The 17,058-nt window shown below is 61.7% G+C and carries 19 protein-coding genes; 8 read left to right on the top strand and 11 right to left on the bottom strand.

The genetic code is table 11. The features are described from left to right. The 5 genes from HMPREF3096_RS14745 to HMPREF3096_RS14725 form a co-directional block, all read right to left on the bottom strand. Nucleotides 1-1,298 (bottom strand): type II toxin-antitoxin system HipA family toxin (locus tag HMPREF3096_RS14745; RefSeq protein WP_070544517.1); only part of this gene is annotated, 1,298 nt, incomplete at its 3' end. Then, the gene (gene hipB, locus HMPREF3096_RS14740; RefSeq protein ID WP_008804920.1) at nt 1,298-1,564 is read right to left on the bottom strand and encodes a type II toxin-antitoxin system antitoxin HipB; all 267 of its coding nucleotides are present in this window, start codon (nt 1,562-1,564) and stop codon (nt 1,298-1,300) included. The genes HMPREF3096_RS14745 and hipB, both read right to left, overlap by 1 nt. A gap of 265 nt (nt 1,565-1,829) precedes the next feature. Next, the gene (uraH, locus tag HMPREF3096_RS14735) at nt 1,830-2,156 is read right to left on the bottom strand and encodes a hydroxyisourate hydrolase (RefSeq protein ID WP_032730342.1); all 327 of its coding nucleotides are present in this window, start codon (nt 2,154-2,156) and stop codon (nt 1,830-1,832) included. Further along, nucleotides 2,153-2,653: a 2-oxo-4-hydroxy-4-carboxy-5-ureidoimidazoline decarboxylase gene (gene uraD / locus HMPREF3096_RS14730; protein WP_008804922.1), complete on the bottom strand. Its 501-nt coding sequence runs from the start codon at nt 2,651-2,653 to the stop codon at nt 2,153-2,155. The genes uraH and uraD overlap by 4 nt, the downstream gene beginning before the upstream one ends. Beyond that, the gene (locus tag HMPREF3096_RS14725) at nt 2,631-4,010 is read right to left on the bottom strand and encodes a nucleobase:cation symporter-2 family protein (protein ID WP_032730340.1); all 1,380 of its coding nucleotides are present in this window, start codon (nt 4,008-4,010) and stop codon (nt 2,631-2,633) included. The genes uraD and HMPREF3096_RS14725 overlap by 23 nt, the downstream gene beginning before the upstream one ends. A gap of 345 nt (nt 4,011-4,355) precedes the next feature. Between HMPREF3096_RS14725 and hpxO the strand changes: the two genes are divergently transcribed. Continuing rightward, complete coding sequence (gene hpxO / locus HMPREF3096_RS14720) at nt 4,356-5,510, top strand: FAD-dependent urate hydroxylase HpxO (protein WP_008804924.1); 1,155 nt, start codon at nt 4,356-4,358, stop codon at nt 5,508-5,510. On the opposite strand, the gene hpxR is transcribed toward hpxO, so the two are convergent. Beyond that, a complete protein-coding gene (hpxR, locus tag HMPREF3096_RS14715; protein ID WP_032730338.1) occupies nt 5,491-6,414 on the bottom strand; it encodes a LysR family hpxDE operon transcriptional regulator HpxR in 924 nt (307 codons plus the stop codon). The genes hpxO and hpxR overlap by 20 nt on opposite strands. Before the next feature lie 125 nt (nt 6,415-6,539). Here hpxR and hpxD point away from each other — a divergent pair, with 125 nt between their 5' ends. Beyond that, on the top strand, nt 6,540-7,577 hold the full coding sequence (hpxD, locus tag HMPREF3096_RS14710) for a molybdenum cofactor-independent xanthine hydroxylase subunit HpxD (protein WP_070544516.1): 1,038 nt from the start codon (nt 6,540-6,542) through the stop codon (nt 7,575-7,577). Between the two features lie 11 nt (nt 7,578-7,588). Then, nucleotides 7,589-8,563 carry a molybdenum cofactor-independent xanthine hydroxylase subunit HpxE gene (gene hpxE, locus HMPREF3096_RS14705; RefSeq protein ID WP_032730336.1) on the top strand — a complete coding sequence of 325 codons (975 nt, stop codon included), beginning with the start codon at nt 7,589-7,591 and terminating at the stop codon, nt 8,561-8,563. Here the strand turns inward: hpxE and HMPREF3096_RS14700 are convergent. After that, the gene (locus tag HMPREF3096_RS14700; RefSeq protein ID WP_022066161.1) at nt 8,540-9,778 is read right to left on the bottom strand and encodes an MFS transporter; all 1,239 of its coding nucleotides are present in this window, start codon (nt 9,776-9,778) and stop codon (nt 8,540-8,542) included. The genes hpxE and HMPREF3096_RS14700 overlap by 24 nt on opposite strands. 105 nt (nt 9,779-9,883) lie before the next feature. Between HMPREF3096_RS14700 and HMPREF3096_RS14695 the strand changes: the two genes are divergently transcribed. Next, complete coding sequence (locus HMPREF3096_RS14695) at nt 9,884-10,828, top strand: AraC family transcriptional regulator (protein ID WP_070544515.1); 945 nt, start codon at nt 9,884-9,886, stop codon at nt 10,826-10,828. Nucleotides 10,829-10,837: 9 nt separating this feature from the next. Here the strand turns inward: HMPREF3096_RS14695 and HMPREF3096_RS14690 are convergent, their stop codons facing one another. The 3 genes from HMPREF3096_RS14690 to HMPREF3096_RS14680 form a co-directional block, all read right to left on the bottom strand. Continuing rightward, on the bottom strand, nt 10,838-11,593 hold the full coding sequence (locus HMPREF3096_RS14690) for a VOC family protein (protein WP_023297599.1): 756 nt from the start codon (nt 11,591-11,593) through the stop codon (nt 10,838-10,840). Between the two features lie 177 nt (nt 11,594-11,770). Then, a complete protein-coding gene (locus HMPREF3096_RS14685; RefSeq protein WP_016161004.1) occupies nt 11,771-12,082 on the bottom strand; it encodes a cupin domain-containing protein in 312 nt (103 codons plus the stop codon). A gap of 21 nt (nt 12,083-12,103) precedes the next feature. Beyond that, entirely contained in the window at nt 12,104-12,367 is a 264-nt protein-coding gene (locus HMPREF3096_RS14680) for a VF530 family protein (protein ID WP_002904643.1), read from the bottom strand. A gap of 283 nt (nt 12,368-12,650) precedes the next feature. Here HMPREF3096_RS14680 and HMPREF3096_RS14675 point away from each other — a divergent pair, with 283 nt between their 5' ends. The 4 genes from HMPREF3096_RS14675 to HMPREF3096_RS14660 are packed head-to-tail and all read left to right on the top strand — an operon-like array spanning nt 12,651 to nt 15,953. Next, on the top strand, nt 12,651-13,679 hold the full coding sequence (locus HMPREF3096_RS14675) for an isopenicillin N synthase family dioxygenase (protein ID WP_008804931.1): 1,029 nt from the start codon (nt 12,651-12,653) through the stop codon (nt 13,677-13,679). 23 nt (nt 13,680-13,702) lie between these two features. After that, nucleotides 13,703-14,509 carry a MetQ/NlpA family ABC transporter substrate-binding protein gene (locus tag HMPREF3096_RS14670; protein WP_002904638.1) on the top strand — a complete coding sequence of 269 codons (807 nt, stop codon included), beginning with the start codon at nt 13,703-13,705 and terminating at the stop codon, nt 14,507-14,509. Continuing rightward, complete coding sequence (locus tag HMPREF3096_RS14665; protein WP_008804932.1) at nt 14,506-15,297, top strand: methionine ABC transporter ATP-binding protein; 792 nt, start codon at nt 14,506-14,508, stop codon at nt 15,295-15,297. The genes HMPREF3096_RS14670 and HMPREF3096_RS14665 overlap by 4 nt, the downstream gene beginning before the upstream one ends. Continuing rightward, the gene (locus tag HMPREF3096_RS14660) at nt 15,294-15,953 is read left to right on the top strand and encodes a methionine ABC transporter permease (protein ID WP_004217626.1); all 660 of its coding nucleotides are present in this window, start codon (nt 15,294-15,296) and stop codon (nt 15,951-15,953) included. The genes HMPREF3096_RS14665 and HMPREF3096_RS14660 overlap by 4 nt, the downstream gene beginning before the upstream one ends. A 10-nt stretch (nt 15,954-15,963) precedes the next feature. On the opposite strand, the gene HMPREF3096_RS14655 is transcribed toward HMPREF3096_RS14660, so the two are convergent. Continuing rightward, the gene (locus HMPREF3096_RS14655) at nt 15,964-17,022 is read right to left on the bottom strand and encodes an NAD(P)H-dependent flavin oxidoreductase (RefSeq protein ID WP_012968253.1); all 1,059 of its coding nucleotides are present in this window, start codon (nt 17,020-17,022) and stop codon (nt 15,964-15,966) included. Between the last annotated feature and the right edge of the window lie 36 nt (nt 17,023-17,058).

Here is a 17,058-nt window from a genome sequence, read left to right as displayed (position 1 = left end):
GTTGCAAAAACGGGAGTGACCATAGATTCCGTAATGGCCCGCCAGACGTGGGTGGAAAAGTCCGCCGGCAGCGTCCGGCGAGCGCTTTCGATTGCCTGCGGCACATGCCCGGCAAACTCCTGGAGGATCGCCAGCATCAGCTCCCCAGGAAAGTTCACCGCTTTGGCGGTTGCCAGAAAATGACGCGGATAGATGGCGTTAATCTCTGTTTTCCGCCCTTTTGTGGCATTGAGCCCCATCGACAGCTTCAGGTCGCGCAGATGCAGTCCCGTACCTCCCAGCACCGGAAACGCCGAAATGATGTCGTAGAACGGCGTTAGACGGTAGCTGCCACCGGGCAGCAAAAAGAGCGAGAAGTTCTTCGCATGCCCGTCCGTTGCCCCAACCAGCCACTGAAAAACCATGAATTTCATAAAGTCTGCGCGATCTTTCAGGGCTTCACTGGAGCCCAGCAGAAAGGCCATGATTGCCGCAATACCCGGCCCGCCGTCAGATTCATATTTCATCGACGACGGGATGCCAAAGGCCTGACACAGATCCTCCTGCGGCAGACGCAGCAGCACCCGTCCCTCCTGCGCCCAGCGCCGGTCAAAGCGGGTCACCGCCAGCGCGCGGATCCGCGGCGTGGTGATAATCTCTGCCTCCGGCACCGCCAGGCCCAGTTCCCTGGCCAGCGCCAGGCACAGAAACTCGTTATCCACGCTTTCACGCAGATCCAGCGTCGCATTAGGCTGCTTTATCTCGCCGATGGGCAGTTTAATGATATGCGTGGTCGGCGTGGTGCCCTGCGGAATACACCAGTGCCCGCCCATCCGCAGCAGCGCCGTTTTCTCCTGGGCGCCGGCCACCGAGATACGGAAATCATCCTGGCCGGTAATCATCCCGAGAGGGATATCCGACTGGTAGGCGGTCAGCAAAGCGGTGAGCTGCGCCTCGTCCAGCGTCTGCCAGCGCAACCCCTCAAGGTGCGCCTCTTCCCCCGGCGGTAGCAGAGTCACCGCCCCTACGCTATCCCGTCCCACTTCGGCCAGCAGATCGAACGGCTGCTTCGAGCGCGCCTGATAGCGCCTGACGATCCGATCGCGGACCTGCGGGCTGTCGGGCAGCAGATTATCAAAATAGTGATACACCGCGTCGGCGGTGATATTGCCATACTGCAGCGGCAGCGAGAGGGAGAGCGGTCTGGCGCGCGGGCTGCGCAGCCACTCTTCGTCATAGCGAAAACTGTGCGCCCCGTTAGCCTGGCGGGTTAAGGTGCCCACGCGCACATTGTTCATCCAGGTGGTAAGCGTCGCCATTACCAGTCAAGGTCCGTGTTGTTATCGGGAGCCGGCGCCGTCTCTGTGGCTTTGGCGTTCAGCGTCATCACCACCCCTAGCGACTGGAGGATCTTAAACAGCGTGGTTAAGGTGGTTTTGTCGGGGTGATTTTCAAAATTGGACAGTGTGGCCTGCTTAATGCCGATCCGCCTGGCCAGCGCATCCTGGGTCCAGTGGTTCTGCTGGCGCAGCAGCTTCAGATAATTGGCCAGCTGCACGGGACTGTATATCTGCGGGGAATTCATCGCCTTGTTCCTCACCATCATTTATCCCCCTATCGGGATAAATTTGGTTTTATACCCCGCAGGGGATAATGTCAAGATTATCCCCTGGTGGGGATAGGTGGGTGATTATCCTTGAGTGGGGATAAAACAGGAAGGATGGTGGCCGGAGACACCTTTACATGCCCGGTGGCGGCTGCGCCTTACCGGGCCTACGAGCTGTCTCTGTCCGCTCCGTAACGATCCAGGCCGGGCAAGCGCAGCGCCGCCCGGCAATGGGCTGCCGGGTTTAGCTGCCGCGGTAGGTCGACCACCCGCCCGGGGCGATGAGAAATGGCAGATGGAAATGGTCATCTGCCGCCTCGCCGATAACAAAATCAATCTGCGCCCGGGTAAAGACGCTCTCCCGCCCGGCGCGGGCAAACCACGCCCCGGTTTCCGCCGTTAAGCAATAGCTCCCCGCCGGCAGCGGTGCGGCGCTAAAGGTGGCGATACGCCCCTGGGCGTTGGTCACCAGGGTCACCAGCGTCTCGCTCTCCCGACTCAGGCTGACCGTCACGCCTTCCGCCGGCCTGCCGGTGGAAATATCCAGAATATGGGTGCTCAGGGTACTCATTCGCCAATCACTCCTTCCAGTCTTAACATCGTAATCTCTCGCAGCTGGGCAAGCGCCTCAGTCACTTCTTCGTCGGCGGTATGCTGCAGTCGGCGCGTCAGCGCCTGTAAAATCGCTTCGCCGCTGCGCCCTTTGGCGCGGATTAAAAACACCCGGCCAAAACGGGCCTCGTAGCGGGCATTGCCCTCCTGCAGGGCCTGCGCGAGCCGCTCATTCTCGCTGTCCACCGCCGACTGCTCCTGGCGCGACAGCGCCGCGTGCGCCTGGCCGCCGGTCGGCTTTTCACCGATCCGCGGATGGGCGCTGAGCGCCGCGTTCAGCTCGTCCTCTCCCCAGTAATCCATCGCCTCACGGGCGGTCTGCAGTAGCGCATGACGGCTGGCGAAAGGTCGCAAGTTCACCAGCGTCTCGCCCCAGGCCGGGATCGCCACGCAGGGGGCCAGCAGCCCCACTGCCTCATCTTTACTCAGGCCGTTAAACTGACTCAGCGCGATCATCCTGACTCCTTATCGTTTTCGTCGCCGCCTGCTCCTGCGGCAGAATAAGGTTCAGCGCTATCGCTACCAGCCCACCGCTGGTGGCCGCCGAACCGAACAGATCGCCGACCATCGGCGGAAAATGGCTGAGAAACGCCGGCACTGACTCCACGCCAAGGCCAGCACCAAACGCCAGCCCCACAATCAGCACATCGCGACGGCTCAGCGGGGTCTGGGTAATAATCCGGATCCCGGCCGCCACTACACAGCCAAACATCACCATCGTGGCGCCCCCCAGCACCGGCGCCGGGATCTGCCGCAGCAGTTCGCCCACCGGGGGAAACAGTCCAAGCAGGATCAGAATCACGCCAATGTAGCGTCCGACATAGCGGCTGGCCACCCCGGTCATCTGGATCACGCCGTTGTTCTGCGCGAAGGTGGTGTTCGGAAAAGCACAGAGCATGGCGGCCACCATACAGCTGACGCCGTCCGCCAGGATACCGCCCTTCAGCCGGTTACGAAAAGCGTGATCATCAATAGACTGTTGCGAAATCAGCGAGTTGGCCGTCAGATCGCCCACCGCCTCCAGAATACAAACCAGCGACACCAGGGCGACCGGCAGAAATATCGCGCTGTTAAACTGAAAGCCGAACGGAAACAGCGTCGGCAGGCGAAACAGAGTGTCGCCCAGGCTGTGAAGATGGAACTGACCGCTCAGCCCTGCCGCGACGCAGCCCACGGCAATACCCACCACCACCGAGGAGAGACGCAGCCAGCGGTTTTTGGCGCAACTCAGCAGGACGATAACCCCGAGGGTGCCCGCCCCGAGCGCGATATTGCTCATGCTGGCGAAATCCTCGGCCTTTTCCCCACCGCACCAGTTGATGACGCTGACTTTGATCAGACTGATGCCGATCAGCGCAATCACGCTGCCGGTGATAATGGGGGTAAAGATTTTTTTCAGCGGCTCAATAAAACGGCTGACAATCACCGGCACCAGAGCGGCGACAAAGTTAACGCCAAACAGCATCGCCATCATATCCTGCGGCCCGCCGCCCTGCGCTTTTACCCACATCCCTCCGGCCACCGTCACGCCGAGGAAGGCGAAGCTGGTGCCCTGCATGCAGATCATCCCGGCGCCAACGCCCCCTACCCGATTGGACTGCAGAAAGGTGCCAATGCCCGAGGCCAGCAGCGACATACTGATGAGATACGGCAGCCAGTCGCCAAGTCCGAGGGTAGCGCCGATAATCAGCGGCGGCGTAATGATCCCCACCAGGCCCGCCAGCACATGCTGGAGAGCGCTGAAAAAGGCCGGAAGCGGTGGGATCCGCTGTTCAAGGCCGTAAAGCAAGCCACTGTAATGTTCGTCAGACATGGTGTAATCCCATAGCAAAGAGAAGTGCATGGGCTAGTGCACAAAGCAGGCCAGAGACGACAAAAGCGACCAGAAAATTTCATTAATGCTGCAAAATCATTAACTTAAATTACTCTATTTACCTATACCTCCCCACCGATGCTGAACCAGAGTGATGAAACGATAGATTCTCAATGCGACATTGAGAAACTTTTGATTCATAAAAAGGCAACCAATACCTCACATTGCACCGATGCGGTGCGTCATGACCTGTCTCTGTGCCTCTGGCAGGCGGTTTTCCTCCCTCCGGTGAACTGGTACGCAAATTGCTGTAGTCAGTCACAACATCGGGAGAAGGAGAAAAAAATGAAAGCAATCGTGATTGGGGCCGGCATCGGCGGCTTAAGTGCGGCAGTGGCGCTCAAACAGTCGGGGATCGACTGCGACGTCTATGAAGCGGTGAAGGAGATCAAACCGGTCGGCGCGGCGATTTCCGTGTGGCCCAACGGCGTGAAGTGCATGGCCCACCTCGGCATGGGCGACATCATGGAGACCTTCGGCGGGCCGCTGCGCCGGATGGCGTATCGTGATTTCCGCAGCGGCGAGAACATGACCCAGTTCAGTCTCGCCCCGCTGATCGAACGCACCGGCAGCCGCCCCTGCCCGGTCTCCCGGGCAGAGCTGCAGCGGGAAATGCTGGATTTCTGGGGACGGGAAAGCGTGCAGTTCGGCAAACGCGTCACCCGCTGTGAGGAAGATGCCGACGGCGTGACGGTGTGGTTTACCGATGGCAGCAGCGCCAGCGGCGATCTGCTGATTGCCGCCGACGGCAGCCATTCCGCACTGCGTCCGTGGGTGCTGGGCTTTACCCCGCAGCGACGCTACGCCGGGTACGTCAACTGGAACGGTCTGGTGGAAATAGATGAAGCGCTGGCGCCCGGCGACCAGTGGACCACCTTTGTCGGCGAAGGCAAGCGCGTCTCGCTGATGCCGGTCTCCGCCGGCCGGTTCTATTTTTTCTTTGATGTGCCGCTGCCGGCGGGTCTGGCGGAGGATCGCGACACTCTGCGCGCCGACCTCAGCCGCTATTTTGCCGGCTGGGCGCCGCCGGTGCAGCAGCTTATCGCCACCCTCGACCCGCAGACCACCAACCGTATTGAAATCCATGATATCGAGCCGTTCAGCCGCCTGGTGCGCGGCCGCGTCGCGCTGCTCGGCGACGCCGGACACAGCACCACCCCGGATATTGGCCAGGGAGGCTGCGCGGCGATGGAAGATGCGGTGGTGCTGGGCGCCGTTTTCCGCCAGACCCACGATATTGCGGCCGCCCTGCGCGAGTACGAGGCCCAGCGCTGCGACCGGGTTCGTGACCTGGTGCTGAAGGCGCGCAAGCGCTGCGATATTACCCACGGGAAGGATATGCAGCTCACCGAAGCCTGGTACCAGGAGCTGCGCGAGGAGACCGGGGAGCGCATTATCAACGGCATGTGCGACACCATCCTCAGCGGGCCGCTGGGCTGACCGTCGCCATGGATTCAATCACCGCACTCAGCGTCTGAATGGCCATTTGCGCGGGCCGCGAAAGCTGACGCGAGGGCGCGGTACACAGCGCCAGGGTCAGCGGTCGCAGCAGCGTACTGCGCAGCGGGATAAAGGCCAGCTGTCCGCGCTGGACCTCGTCCAGCACGTCGAGCAGGCTGAGGAGCGTCACGCCGCTGCCGCGCAGCACCAACGACTTGATGAGCCGGATATCATTGCAGCTGATGGTATTCTCCGGCGCAAAGTCATGGTGGCGATAGAGGAGCGCCACCCGCTCATGGACGATCAGCGGCGCGCCGGGCATGATATGCCGCTCCAGGCTGAGCTCGCCCAAAGACAGCGCTTTCGCCCCCGCCAGGGGATGGTCCGGACGCATCACAATCCCCACTTCCAGTTCGGCAAAGGCCAGCACGCTGAGTCCGGCCTGCCCCTGCGGATCGAGGATCAGGCCGACGTCCAGGTCCGCCTGACGCACTTTCTGGCTGACGGTGTGGCTGTCCGCCACCTGCAGATCCAGCTCCAGCCACGGCCAGCTGGCGATGATCTCCGCCAGCGCGGCGGCGAAGCCCCCTTCCGCCAGCGCCTGCACCATCCCAACGCTGACGCTTCCGCGCTTCATCCCCTGCAGCTCATCAAATTTCTGCCGGGTCTGGCGAAACTCCTTTTGCCAGCGCAGCAGATTGTCATACAGCAGTTCACCGGCGGTGGTCATCCGCAGTCCCTCCGGCAGGCGCTCGAACAGCGGGGTACCGAAGGCCTCCTCGGCCTGCAGGATCTGGCGGTTAATTGCCGAGGCGGAGATATGCAGCTGCTCGGCGGCCCGGCGCAAGCTGCCGCAGCGGGCCACGGCGATAAAATAGTGGGCGAAACGGGAAAAAGGACTCATGGCACCCCTGTACTCTTTTTTGCAACAGCAGAGTGAATTAATGGTGATGGATGTGAACACCCTAATATGACAACAATAATCTCACAACAATAAAACAATCACCGATGTGAGCAGGAAGAGAAATCATGAAGACAATCACCCCCACGCCCCCCGCCCATTGCACCTTTGATCCAGAGGACTGGCTGCGGCTGGCCCGCTGCTGGCACCCGGTGGCCCGCGCCTGCGATATTACCGGCGCCCCGGTGAAAGCCACCCTGCTGGACGAACAGCTGGTTATCTACCGTATTAAAGGCCAGGTGGTGGTCGCCCGCGACGTCTGCCCGCACCGCGGGGTGCCGCTGACCCTGGGGTTTCATGAAGAGGAAGGTATCGTCTGCCCCTATCATGGCCTGCGCTTTGGCGAGGATGGCCGCTGCAACCGTATCCCCTCCAGTCCGGGGCAACCCATTTCGGCCAAACTGCATCTCACCAGCTTCGCCGTGGAGGAGCGCTACGGGCTGATCTGGACCTGCCTGGCCTGCGATCCGGACAATCCGCCGCCGTTACCGACCATGCCGCACTGGGACGACGCGGGATTTCAGCAAATCAACTGCCCGGCCTTCGAGGTGAAGGGATTTGCCGGCCGCCAGGTCGAAGGCTTTCTCGATGTCGCCCACTTCGCGTGGATCCACACCGACACCTTCGCCGATCCGGACAACCAGCAGGTGCCGGACTACACCCCGCAGGAGACGCCGTTCGGCTTTGTTGCCGACTACTGGAGCTCGGTGGGCAATTACCCGGCCAGCTCCGATTTCCGCGCGCCGGAAGGGTTCCAGTGGCTGCGTCACTTTGAAATGCATCTGCCGTTCACCGCTACGCTGACCATCCATTTTCCCGCCGACGCCAGGCTGGTGATCATGAACGCCGCCTCGCCGGTGTCGTCACGGGTGACGCGGATGTTTGCCCCTATTGCCCGCAATTTCGACCTGCACGTGCCGGTGGAAGACGTACATGCGTTCAACCTGCGGGTGTTCGAAGAGGACCGCCTGATGGTAGAAACCCAGCGTCCGGAGCGGCTGCCGCTGGATCTGACCCTTGAGGCGCATATTCCGGCAGACCGTAGCTCCATCGCCTACCGGCGCGGGCTGAAGAAGATGGGTTTTGGCGATTTCTTTCTGGTATGAGTGGAGGTCATATGCGCGACATATTCCCCGTGGTGGTCGATGGCCTGTGGCGTCAGGGCGCGAAAAATCTGGCCGTTCGTCTGGTGAGCGCCGAGGGGCAACCGCTGCCGGCGTGGACACCCGGCGCCCATATCGATCTCCATCTTCCCTGCGGGCTGATCCGCCAGTACTCCCTGACCGGCAGCCCGGCCGAACGGGATCACTATCTGCTCTGCATCGCCCGCGAGGCGCAGTCCCGCGGTGGCTCAGGCTATGTCCACGACACCCTGCGCCCGGGACAACCGCTGATGATCTCTGCCCCGCGCAACCACTTTCCGCTGCACGAGGGCGGCCATGTGGTGCTTCTCGCCGCCGGGATCGGCATTACGCCACTGCTGGCGATGGCCCACGCCCGGGCGGCGTCCGGCGCCAACTTTACGCTGCACTATTACGTTAGCCGTGCGCAGGAGGCCGCCTTCGCCACCGAGATCGCCCGCCAGCTAACCGGTGGAATCTGCCAGATCCACTGCTCAGACGAGGGGCAGAGTCCGCGCCAGCGGCTGGCGCAGGATCTGGGGGCTCCGGACGCCGACACCCGGGTCTACTTCTGCGGTCCGCCCGGATTTATGGCCCGGGTTCGCGATACCGCGCGGGCGGCCGGATGGGAGGAGGCGCAATTGCACAGCGAAGCGTTCCAGCCGCCCGCCCCGACGGCAGCGTCGGCGGCGGACGGAACCTTCACCATCACCCTCGCCTCCACCGGGGAACGCTGGCCGGTCCCGGGGAACAAAACCATCGCCCAGGTGCTACAGGAGCATGGCGTCGCGGTGCCGCTCTCCTGCGAGATGGGGATCTGCGGCGCCTGCCTGACGCCGGTGCGGGAGGGAACCGTCGACCACCGGGATACCGTGCAGTCGGAGGCGGAAAAACAGGCCGCAGAGCAGCATATTGCGCTGTGCTGCTCCCGCAGCCTGTCGGCCAATTTAGTTATCGATCTCGCGGGATAAGCGGCCCGTCTCCGGCTGGTCAGCGCTGGCGACCGGTTTCACCCGCACGGCGGCGAAAACAATCACCATCGCGCTCAACAGCAGCAGACCGCTGCCGGTGAAGACGCCGCTGGCGCCGTGCAAATCAAACACCGCCCCGCCGCCGGCGGCCCCGGCGCTGATGGCCAGCTGAATAGAGGCGACCAGCAGACCGCCCGCGCTTTCTGCTTCATCCGGCACGGTGGTGGCAAGCCAGGTGGACCAGGCCACCGGCACCAGACCGAAGGCAAATCCCCACAGGGCGACCAGCAGCCCGTCCAGCATGGTCAGATGGCCAAACGTCACCATCAGCAGCGCCAGAACGCTCATCATCAACGGCACCAGCGCCAGGGTCAGGCGCAGGCTACGGCTCAGCAGATAGCTCGCCACCGAGGTGCCGATAAAGTTAGCGATACCGAAGCCGAGCAATATCAGCGAGACCCCTTCGACACTGGCCTGCGCAACGGTCTCAAGGAACGGCCGCAGGTAGGTAAAGAAGGCGAAATGGCCGCTAAAAATCAGGATTGTCGCCAGCATGCCGCCCAGCATACCGGGACGGCGCAGCACCCTGAACAGCGTGGAGAAGGTCCCGACGCTCTCCGGACGCATGGAGGGCAGCACCCACAGTTGCCAGAGCAGCGCCAGCAGGCTGGGTATCGCACAGAGAATAAATACGTTGCGCCAGCCGATCAGCTCGCCAAGATAGCTGCCGAGCGGCGCGGCTACCACCGTAGCGACAGACACCGCGGAAAAGATGATCGCCAGCGCCTTCGGCACATGGGCCGCCGGCACCAGACGCATCGCCGTGGCAGTGGACATCGCCCAGAAGCCGCCGATGGCGACCCCCAGCAGCAGACGACCCAGCAGGAGAAACGCCAGCGAATCGGCAAAAGCGACCATCAGGCTGGAGACTATCTGCAGCACGGAAAAGAACATCAGCACCCAGCGGCGATCGATATTGCGGGTGGCGGTGGCGATCAGCAGGCCGGTGACTAACGCCACCAGCGCCGTCGCGGTGACCGCCTGTCCGGCCATCCCTTCACTGACCCCGAGGCTGCTGGCCATCGGCGTTAACAGGCTGGCGGGCAGAAACTCGGCCACGATCAGGCCGAACACCCCGAGGGCCAGGGCATAGACGGCGCGCCAGGCAGGTTTGGCGGGTGACAGGCTCGCGTCAGCAGCTATGCAGGAACTCATATACATCTCTCCAGTTTTATTAACATCCTGGTCATCTTAGGGACTTACCTTTGGACGATATATGATGCATACTCTTCAGTTATTGATTATTCGTCCGGAATTACCATGAGCCAGCCTGGCATCGACCTGACCAGCGAACTGTTGCGCGGGATGCGCCTCTCCGGCGTTAACTACCGGCGCATCGAAACCGCACGCCCGTTCGGCGTCGGCTTTAGCGCCGTGGCGGGTAAAGCCCAGTTCCATTTCATCAGCCGCGGGCCGGTGCTGCTGCGCATGGCCAGCGGAGAACAGTTCACCCTCGAGAGCGGCGATGCGCTGTTTATTCCCAACGGCGACGGGCACGCCCTGCTTTCTGATCCGCAGGCCACGGTGGTCAATGTGGCCCAGCTGCCCAGCGAAACGGTGTGCAGCACGGTAAGCTGTATCAACGCCGGCGGCCGCCCGGACTGCCCGGAGCGCGCCGTCATTTTCAGCGGTTGTATGGATTTTGAGCTCGGCGGCATGCAGCCGCTGGTGAAGGCCATGCCCGAGGTGATGCGGGTCAGCAGCCTGCTAAACATCTGGCCGGAGATCCAGCCGCTGTTGGTAGCGATGGAGCGGGAATCCCTCACCCGCCAGGTAGGCTATGCCGGGATCCTCGCCCGGCTGGCGGACGTGGTGGCCGCGCTGATTGTCCGTGGCTGGGTCGAGTGCGGATGTGGCAACGCCACCGGTTGGGTACAGGTCCTGCGCGATCCCCGGCTGGCAAAAGCGATCTATGCCATGCATCAGCGCCCGGGGGTCAACTGGAAAGTGGAAGATCTGGCGCGGGAGGCGGGGCTTTCACGCTCGCTGTTCGCGGAACGTTTTCTCGCCGCGACAGACACCACCCCCGCCCGCTATCTGACCGAGCTGCGTATGCGGCTGGCGGTGCAGTACATCACCCACGAAGGCCAGTCGCTGGAAACGGTCGCCTTCAGCCTCGGGTATCAATCGCTGGCGGCCTTCAGCCGGGCCTTCAAACGCATCACCGGCCAGCCGCCGGGGGCCCTGCGCGCCACAGCACGCTAGATTCAGCTTTTATGTAAAGCGATACACGCCGTTGCCGACGCGAAAGCGCTGCCCCTTAAGCGCCGGGTTGGCGACGCGAAACACCAGTTCGGTCAGCTGGTTGGCGGGTCCTTCGCGGAAAGTAAACCACTGGCCGCCCACGTCCAGTCCCTGCTCCCCCTGTGGCGGGAAGCCCAGCAGCGCCTGCCAGCGATCGCGTACCGCCTGCGGATTGACCACCTCGAACACCGCCTGCTCAAGCGCAATGTCGCCCAGCGGGTGCGGCACGTCCAGTTCCTGAGCGCGCAGCCGCGCCAGCCGGGTGGTATCGTCTTCTCCCCACTGCAGCACAAATGGATAGACCAGCCCGTCAGTGTCGCCATCGATGGTGAAGATCCGCCAGCGGATGATATTGCCCTGCGGATCGTTGCGCTGACCATCGACAATCGGTGATACCGCCAACCCCTTGCGACGCAACTGGTCATGAGTGGCCTCGATGTCGTCGCTGCGCAGCGCCACCCGAAACAGCGCTTCGTTCTCCGGCAGCAACCGCTCGGCATCCCGCGAAAGCAGGAACCTGTCCGTCGCGGCGCGCAGTTCGTCCGGGTCGGAAATGGCGAGGAATTCGATATAGGTCAGGCCAAAATAGCTCAGCGCATTGCGGGTTCCCCACCCCGGATGTCGCCCTCCGGCCACCGCCCGCAGCTGCTGGTCGGCAAAGGTCTGAATGGCCGCTTCCGGCTGATTCACAAACTGTACTGCGTGGTCCCACTGCAAGGTTGCCATGATCTCTCCCGCGATTGTGCCTGTTCAGGCGCCTGCGGCAAAAGATAGTGCTGGGGTGAAGGGAATGGCAAACAAGAATTAAATATATCGAAAGCTGGATAAGTGATTTATATCAACGCGGTATGTTGAGTCTGACCGGTGATGAAACGGCGGGCTAAGAACCGCCCGCCGGAGGGATCAGACCGACCCTTCTTTCTCGATCACCAGAATACGCGCCGCCCCCTGCGGATGGGCGACATGCTCGCATCCCACTTCGGCGTAGAAGATATCGCCGGCGTTCAGCATGATGACCTGCTCCTCGCCGTCGACTTTCACATGCATCGCCACCTGACCATCCATCACGGCAAACACCTCCTGACCATCGTTGATGTGCCAGATATAGGGTTGGTCTGTCCAGTGCAGACGCACGGTGGTGCCGGAAAAATTGGCGATATCCAGCGCGCCCCACGGGCGGTCGGCGGTGAAATCTTTACTGCTCCAGCTCTGCATGATGGTGTCCTGTGGTAAGGGTTATTTTTTCTGCCAGTTTGCCCAGGGATCCGCTTTCTCCACCGGCGCGTCATCATCAAGGGAGGCGAGATACATGGCCTCTACCTCTTTGCGCGCCCACGGCGTCCGGCGGAGAAATTTGAGGCTGGACTTAATGCTGGGATCGCTTTTAAAGCAGTTAATGTTGACCTGGCGGGCCATTTCCGCCCAGCCATAGCGCGCCACCAGGGCATTGAGCAGCGCTTCCAGCGTCACGCCGTGCAGGGGATCTTTCGAGCTGTGCATTACGATACGTCCGTTCCGCATTAAAAAAGTGCGCCTACCTTACTGGCTCTGACCGACGGGCGCAACCGGCTTCATTACGCGCTTTGCGCCTATATCTATTTAACGCAAAAGCACTGAACCCCGCGCGGTCATAAATTAGAAAATAACGTTATTGGTTGCTTATTTGGCCTTGAGGCAAGCTGTGTTCAGCCCCGGACAGAGGAAATCACCATGCGCTGCTGTTGTGCCCGAACCCTGAACCTGAATCAACCCATAACTTATTACCCCGTTTTCGGAGAACACAATGAACGCGACCACCCTGCCGATTCTCGACCTGGCCCGCTACGCGGACCCCGCGGATAAAGCGGCCTTCCTGGCCGACCTGCGTCACGCCGCCCGCGACATCGGCTTCTTCTATTTGATCAACCACGGTGTGGACGACGCGCTTCAGTATGAAGTTCAGCGCCAGTCCCAACGCTTTTTTGCCCTCGATGAAGCGCAAAAACAGCAGGTAGCGATGATCCACTCCCCCCATTTTCGCGGCTATAACCGCGCGGCCTCAGAGCTGACGCGCGGCCAGCCTGACTGGCGAGAGCAGTTTGATATCGGCGCCGAACGCCCGGCGCTGACCCTCAGCGACGATGCCCCGCGCTGGCAGCGCCTGCAGGGTCCGAATCTGTGGCCTGCCGCCCTGCCGTCGCTTAAACCGGTGTTACTTCACTGGCAACAGCAGATGACCCAGGTGGGCATCCGCCTGCTGCGCGCTTTTGCCGAAGCCCTGCAGCTCCCGGAGAATGCCTTTGACCGGCTCTACGGCGAGAAACCCAACGAGCATATCAAACTGATCCGCTATCCCGGCCAGCAGGAGACCCAAAGCAGCCAGGGCGTCGGCGCCCATAAAGATTCCGGTTTCCTCAGCTTCCTGCTGCAGGACGAACAGAAAGGACTGCAGGTAGAGGTCGCGCCTGGACAATGGATCGACGCCGTGCCGCTGGCCGGCAGCTTTGTGGTCAATATTGGCGAACTGCTGGAGCTGGCGACCAACGGGTATTTGCGCGCCACCGTCCATCGCGTGGTGTCGCCGCCGGCGCAGCAGCAGCGCCTCTCCATCGCTTTCTTCCTCGGCGCCCAGCTTGACGCGGTGGTGCCGGTTTACACCCTGCCGCCCGAACTGGCGCGTGAAGCGCGAGGTCCGGACAGCGACCCGCACAATCCGCTGCTACGCGATGTCGGCTGGAATTATCTCAAGGGCCGTCTGCGTTCCCATCCGGACGTGGCGGAACGCTACTATCAGGACGTGTTTCGCGAACGCGCCGAGCAATTGATCGTTTAACCATAACTAAAAAGGAACACACCATGAAATATGCCGCTTTTAAACTGGCAGGGGTCGCACTGTCTCTTTCTCTGGCATGGACGTCTGCCCAGGCTGCCGCGCTGCGCGTCGCCGCGGACCCGGTTCCCCACGCGGAGATCCTCAACTACATCAAAAAAATCGATCCCAGCCTCGATCTGAAGGTGGTGGAGCTGACCAGCGGGGTCAACGCCAATGAACTGCTGGCCAGTGGCGATGTGGATGCCAACTACTTCCAGCATGTTCCCTATCTGAAGGATCAGGAAAAAGCGCTGGGTAAAACCTTTGCCGTCGCGGCCACCGTGCATATTGAGCCGCTGGGAATTTACTCGCATAAGCATAAAGATTTCTCATCACTGCCGGAAAACGCCACCGTGGCGGTGCCGAATAACACCACCAACCTGAGCCGGGCGCTGTTCCTGCTGCAGGCGCAGAAGCTTATTAAGCTGGATCCCAAATTTACCGACCCGGCCACCACCCTGGCGACGCCGAAGGATATTGTCGAGAACCCGAAACACCTGAAGATTCTGGAGATTGAATCACCGCAGATCCCGCGTTCCCTCGACGATGTCGACCTGGCGGTGATTAACGGTAACTACGCGCTGGAAGCCGGCCTGGTGCCAGCGAAAGATGCCCTGGGGCTGGAAAGCGCCGAGCATAATCCGTACGCCAATATTCTGGTGACCACCCCAGCCCTGGCGAATGACCCGCGCATTAAGGCGCTGGCGAAAGATCTGACGTCACCGCAGGTGGCGGAGTTTATCCGTAAAACCTACAACGGCTCGGTGATCCCGGTGGCCCCTCAGTCATGATAACCATCGAAGGGCTGAGCAAAACCTACGCCGGAACCGGCCGACCGGCGCTGAACGATATCGCGTTGCAGATACCGAAAGGGGCAATATACGGCATTCTCGGGCGCAGTGGCGCCGGCAAAAGTACGCTCATCCGCTGTCTCAATTTACTGGAGCGGCCCACCTCGGGCCGCATTCTGGTGAACGGACAGGATATTACCCAGTTGAACAAGGCGGCGCTGCGGGATTATCGCCTGCGCACCGGGATGATTTTCCAGCACTTCAATCTGCTGCATGCCCGCACCGTCGCTGACAACATCGCGGTGCCGCTGGAGATTGCCGGAGTGCCGAGGGCCGCTCGCGAGGCCAGGGTGCGCGAACTGCTGGAGCTGGTGGATCTCAGCGAAAAGGCCGCCGCCTTCCCGTCGCAGCTTTCCGGTGGGCAAAAACAGCGCGTCGGCATCGCCCGGGCGCTGGCCGCCCGGCCGGAAGTGTTGCTGTGCGATGAGGCGACCAGTGCGCTGGATCCCGAGACCACCGCCTCGGTGCTGGCCCTGCTGGCGGATATTAACCAGCGCCTCAATCTGACCATCGTGTTGATTACGCACCAGCTGGAGGTGGTGAAAACCATTTGTGACCACGCGGCGCTGCTGGAACAGGGCGAGATTGTCGAGAGCGGTAAACTCGCCGACCTGCTGGTGACCCCATGGTCGCGGCTGCGCCAGTCGTTGCTGCACGACCCGCAGGCTGAACAAGATTTTCTTACCCGTCACGGCGTTCAGGGGAGGCCATTATGCGGAGTAGCATGAGCTGGGAAGATTTGTGGCCGTTATTACTCGACGGCACGCTGGATACGCTTTATATGGTGGGCCTGGCGGCCCTGTTTACCGTGCTGATCGGGCTGCCCACCGGCGTGCTGTTATTTATTTCCCGCGCCAACGGGCTGGCGCCGATGCCGAAACTGAACGCGCTGTTAGGCGCGGTGATCAACATCGGCAGGTCGCTGCCGTTTATCGTGCTGCTGATCGCCCTGATCCCCTTTACCCGCCTGATCGTCGGCACCACGCTGGGCAGCACCGCCGCCATCGTGCCGGTGACCATCGGCGCCTTTCCGTTCTTTGCCCGTCTGACGGAAAACGCGCTCGACGAGGTGGACTACGGGAGAATCGAAGCCATTCTGTCGATGGGCGGTAACGTCTGGCACGTGATTTTTAAATCCCTGCTGCCGGAAGCCCTGCCAACGCTGCTGGCCGGGATCACGCTGACCATCGTGATGCTGATTGGTTTCTCCTCCATGGCCGGTGTGATCGGCGGCGGTGGACTCGGCGACCTCGCCATCCGCTACGGCTATCAGCGGTTTAATAATGAAGTCATGTTTGGCACGGTGCTGATCCTGGTGGCGATGGTGCAGGGCGTGCAAATGGCCGGCGATCGGCTGGTGCGCAGCCTGGCCCACCGTCGCTAACCGTCAGACACTAGTTCCAGCCGCACTCTGCCGCCAGCTGACGAACCAGACTGGCGGCGTCACACTCGCGGATCAACCCCACACCCTGCCCGGCCCAGTGGGCGCCATACTCATGAACGCCCTGGGCTTTCGCGGCGGCGGCCAGCGCTTTGCCGATATCATACGCCAGCGGATAATCCGGCACGGCGCTCGCCGGACAGGCTTCCCCCAGCGCACAGAAGGCATTCGCCAGACAGCGTGCCGGACGCCCGGATATCGCGGAGGTCAGCACCGTACGTCCGTCAATGCTGTTGTTGATCGCCGCGCGATAACCGGCGTCGGCGGCCGATTCCGGACACAGTAAAAACGCCGTACCGAGCTGAACGCCCTGCGCCCCCAACTGCATTACGCTGGTGATCCCCGCCCCGTCCATGATGCCCCCGGCGGCTACCACCGGGATGGTTAGCCGACGCCGCAGAAGTTGCACCAGGGTGAAGGTGCTCAGTTGGGCATCAGGCTCCTGCGGAGCAAAGATCCCCCGGTGCCCGCCCGCCTCATAGCCCTGAGCGACCACTACGTCGATCCCCTGCTGTTCAATCAGCAGCGCCTCCTGGAGCGAGGTTGCCGTCGCCAGGGTGACAATCCGCTGCTGTCGCAGACGCTGGATCGTCTCACGTTCAGGAAGACCAAAATGAAAACTCACCACCGCCGGCGACAGGTCGAGAAGCAGCTCCAGCATCGGCGCATGACCGATAAATGTCTGGTAGATCTCGCTTAACGAATCCGGTGGCGTACTGCCATAGCGGGCAAAATGGGGTCGTAAAGTTGTTGCCCAGTCGGCTTCCCGCCGGGCGTCGCGCCGGGGCGGCGCATGGCAGAACAGATTGACATTGAACGGACGGTCCGTCAGCTGGCGGGTGGCGACTATCATCGCTTCCGCCTGGGCAACGGTTGAAGCACCCAGCCCCAGCGAGCCCAGCGCGCCGGCATGACTTACCGCGGCAGCCAGCGCGGGGGTGGAGACGCCCGCCATCGGGGCCTGAATCAGGGGATAATCAATATCAATAAGCGAAAGTAGCGGGTTGCTCATGGTTTCCTCATGCATTAGCGGTGCCGGAGGCTTACC

This window comes from Klebsiella sp. HMSC25G12 (assembly GCF_001807705.1).
GTDB lineage: Bacteria > Pseudomonadota > Gammaproteobacteria > Enterobacterales > Enterobacteriaceae > Klebsiella > Klebsiella variicola.
The sequence above is the reverse complement of the archived record's forward strand: the minus strand, read 5'-3'. Positions and strand labels throughout refer to the sequence as shown.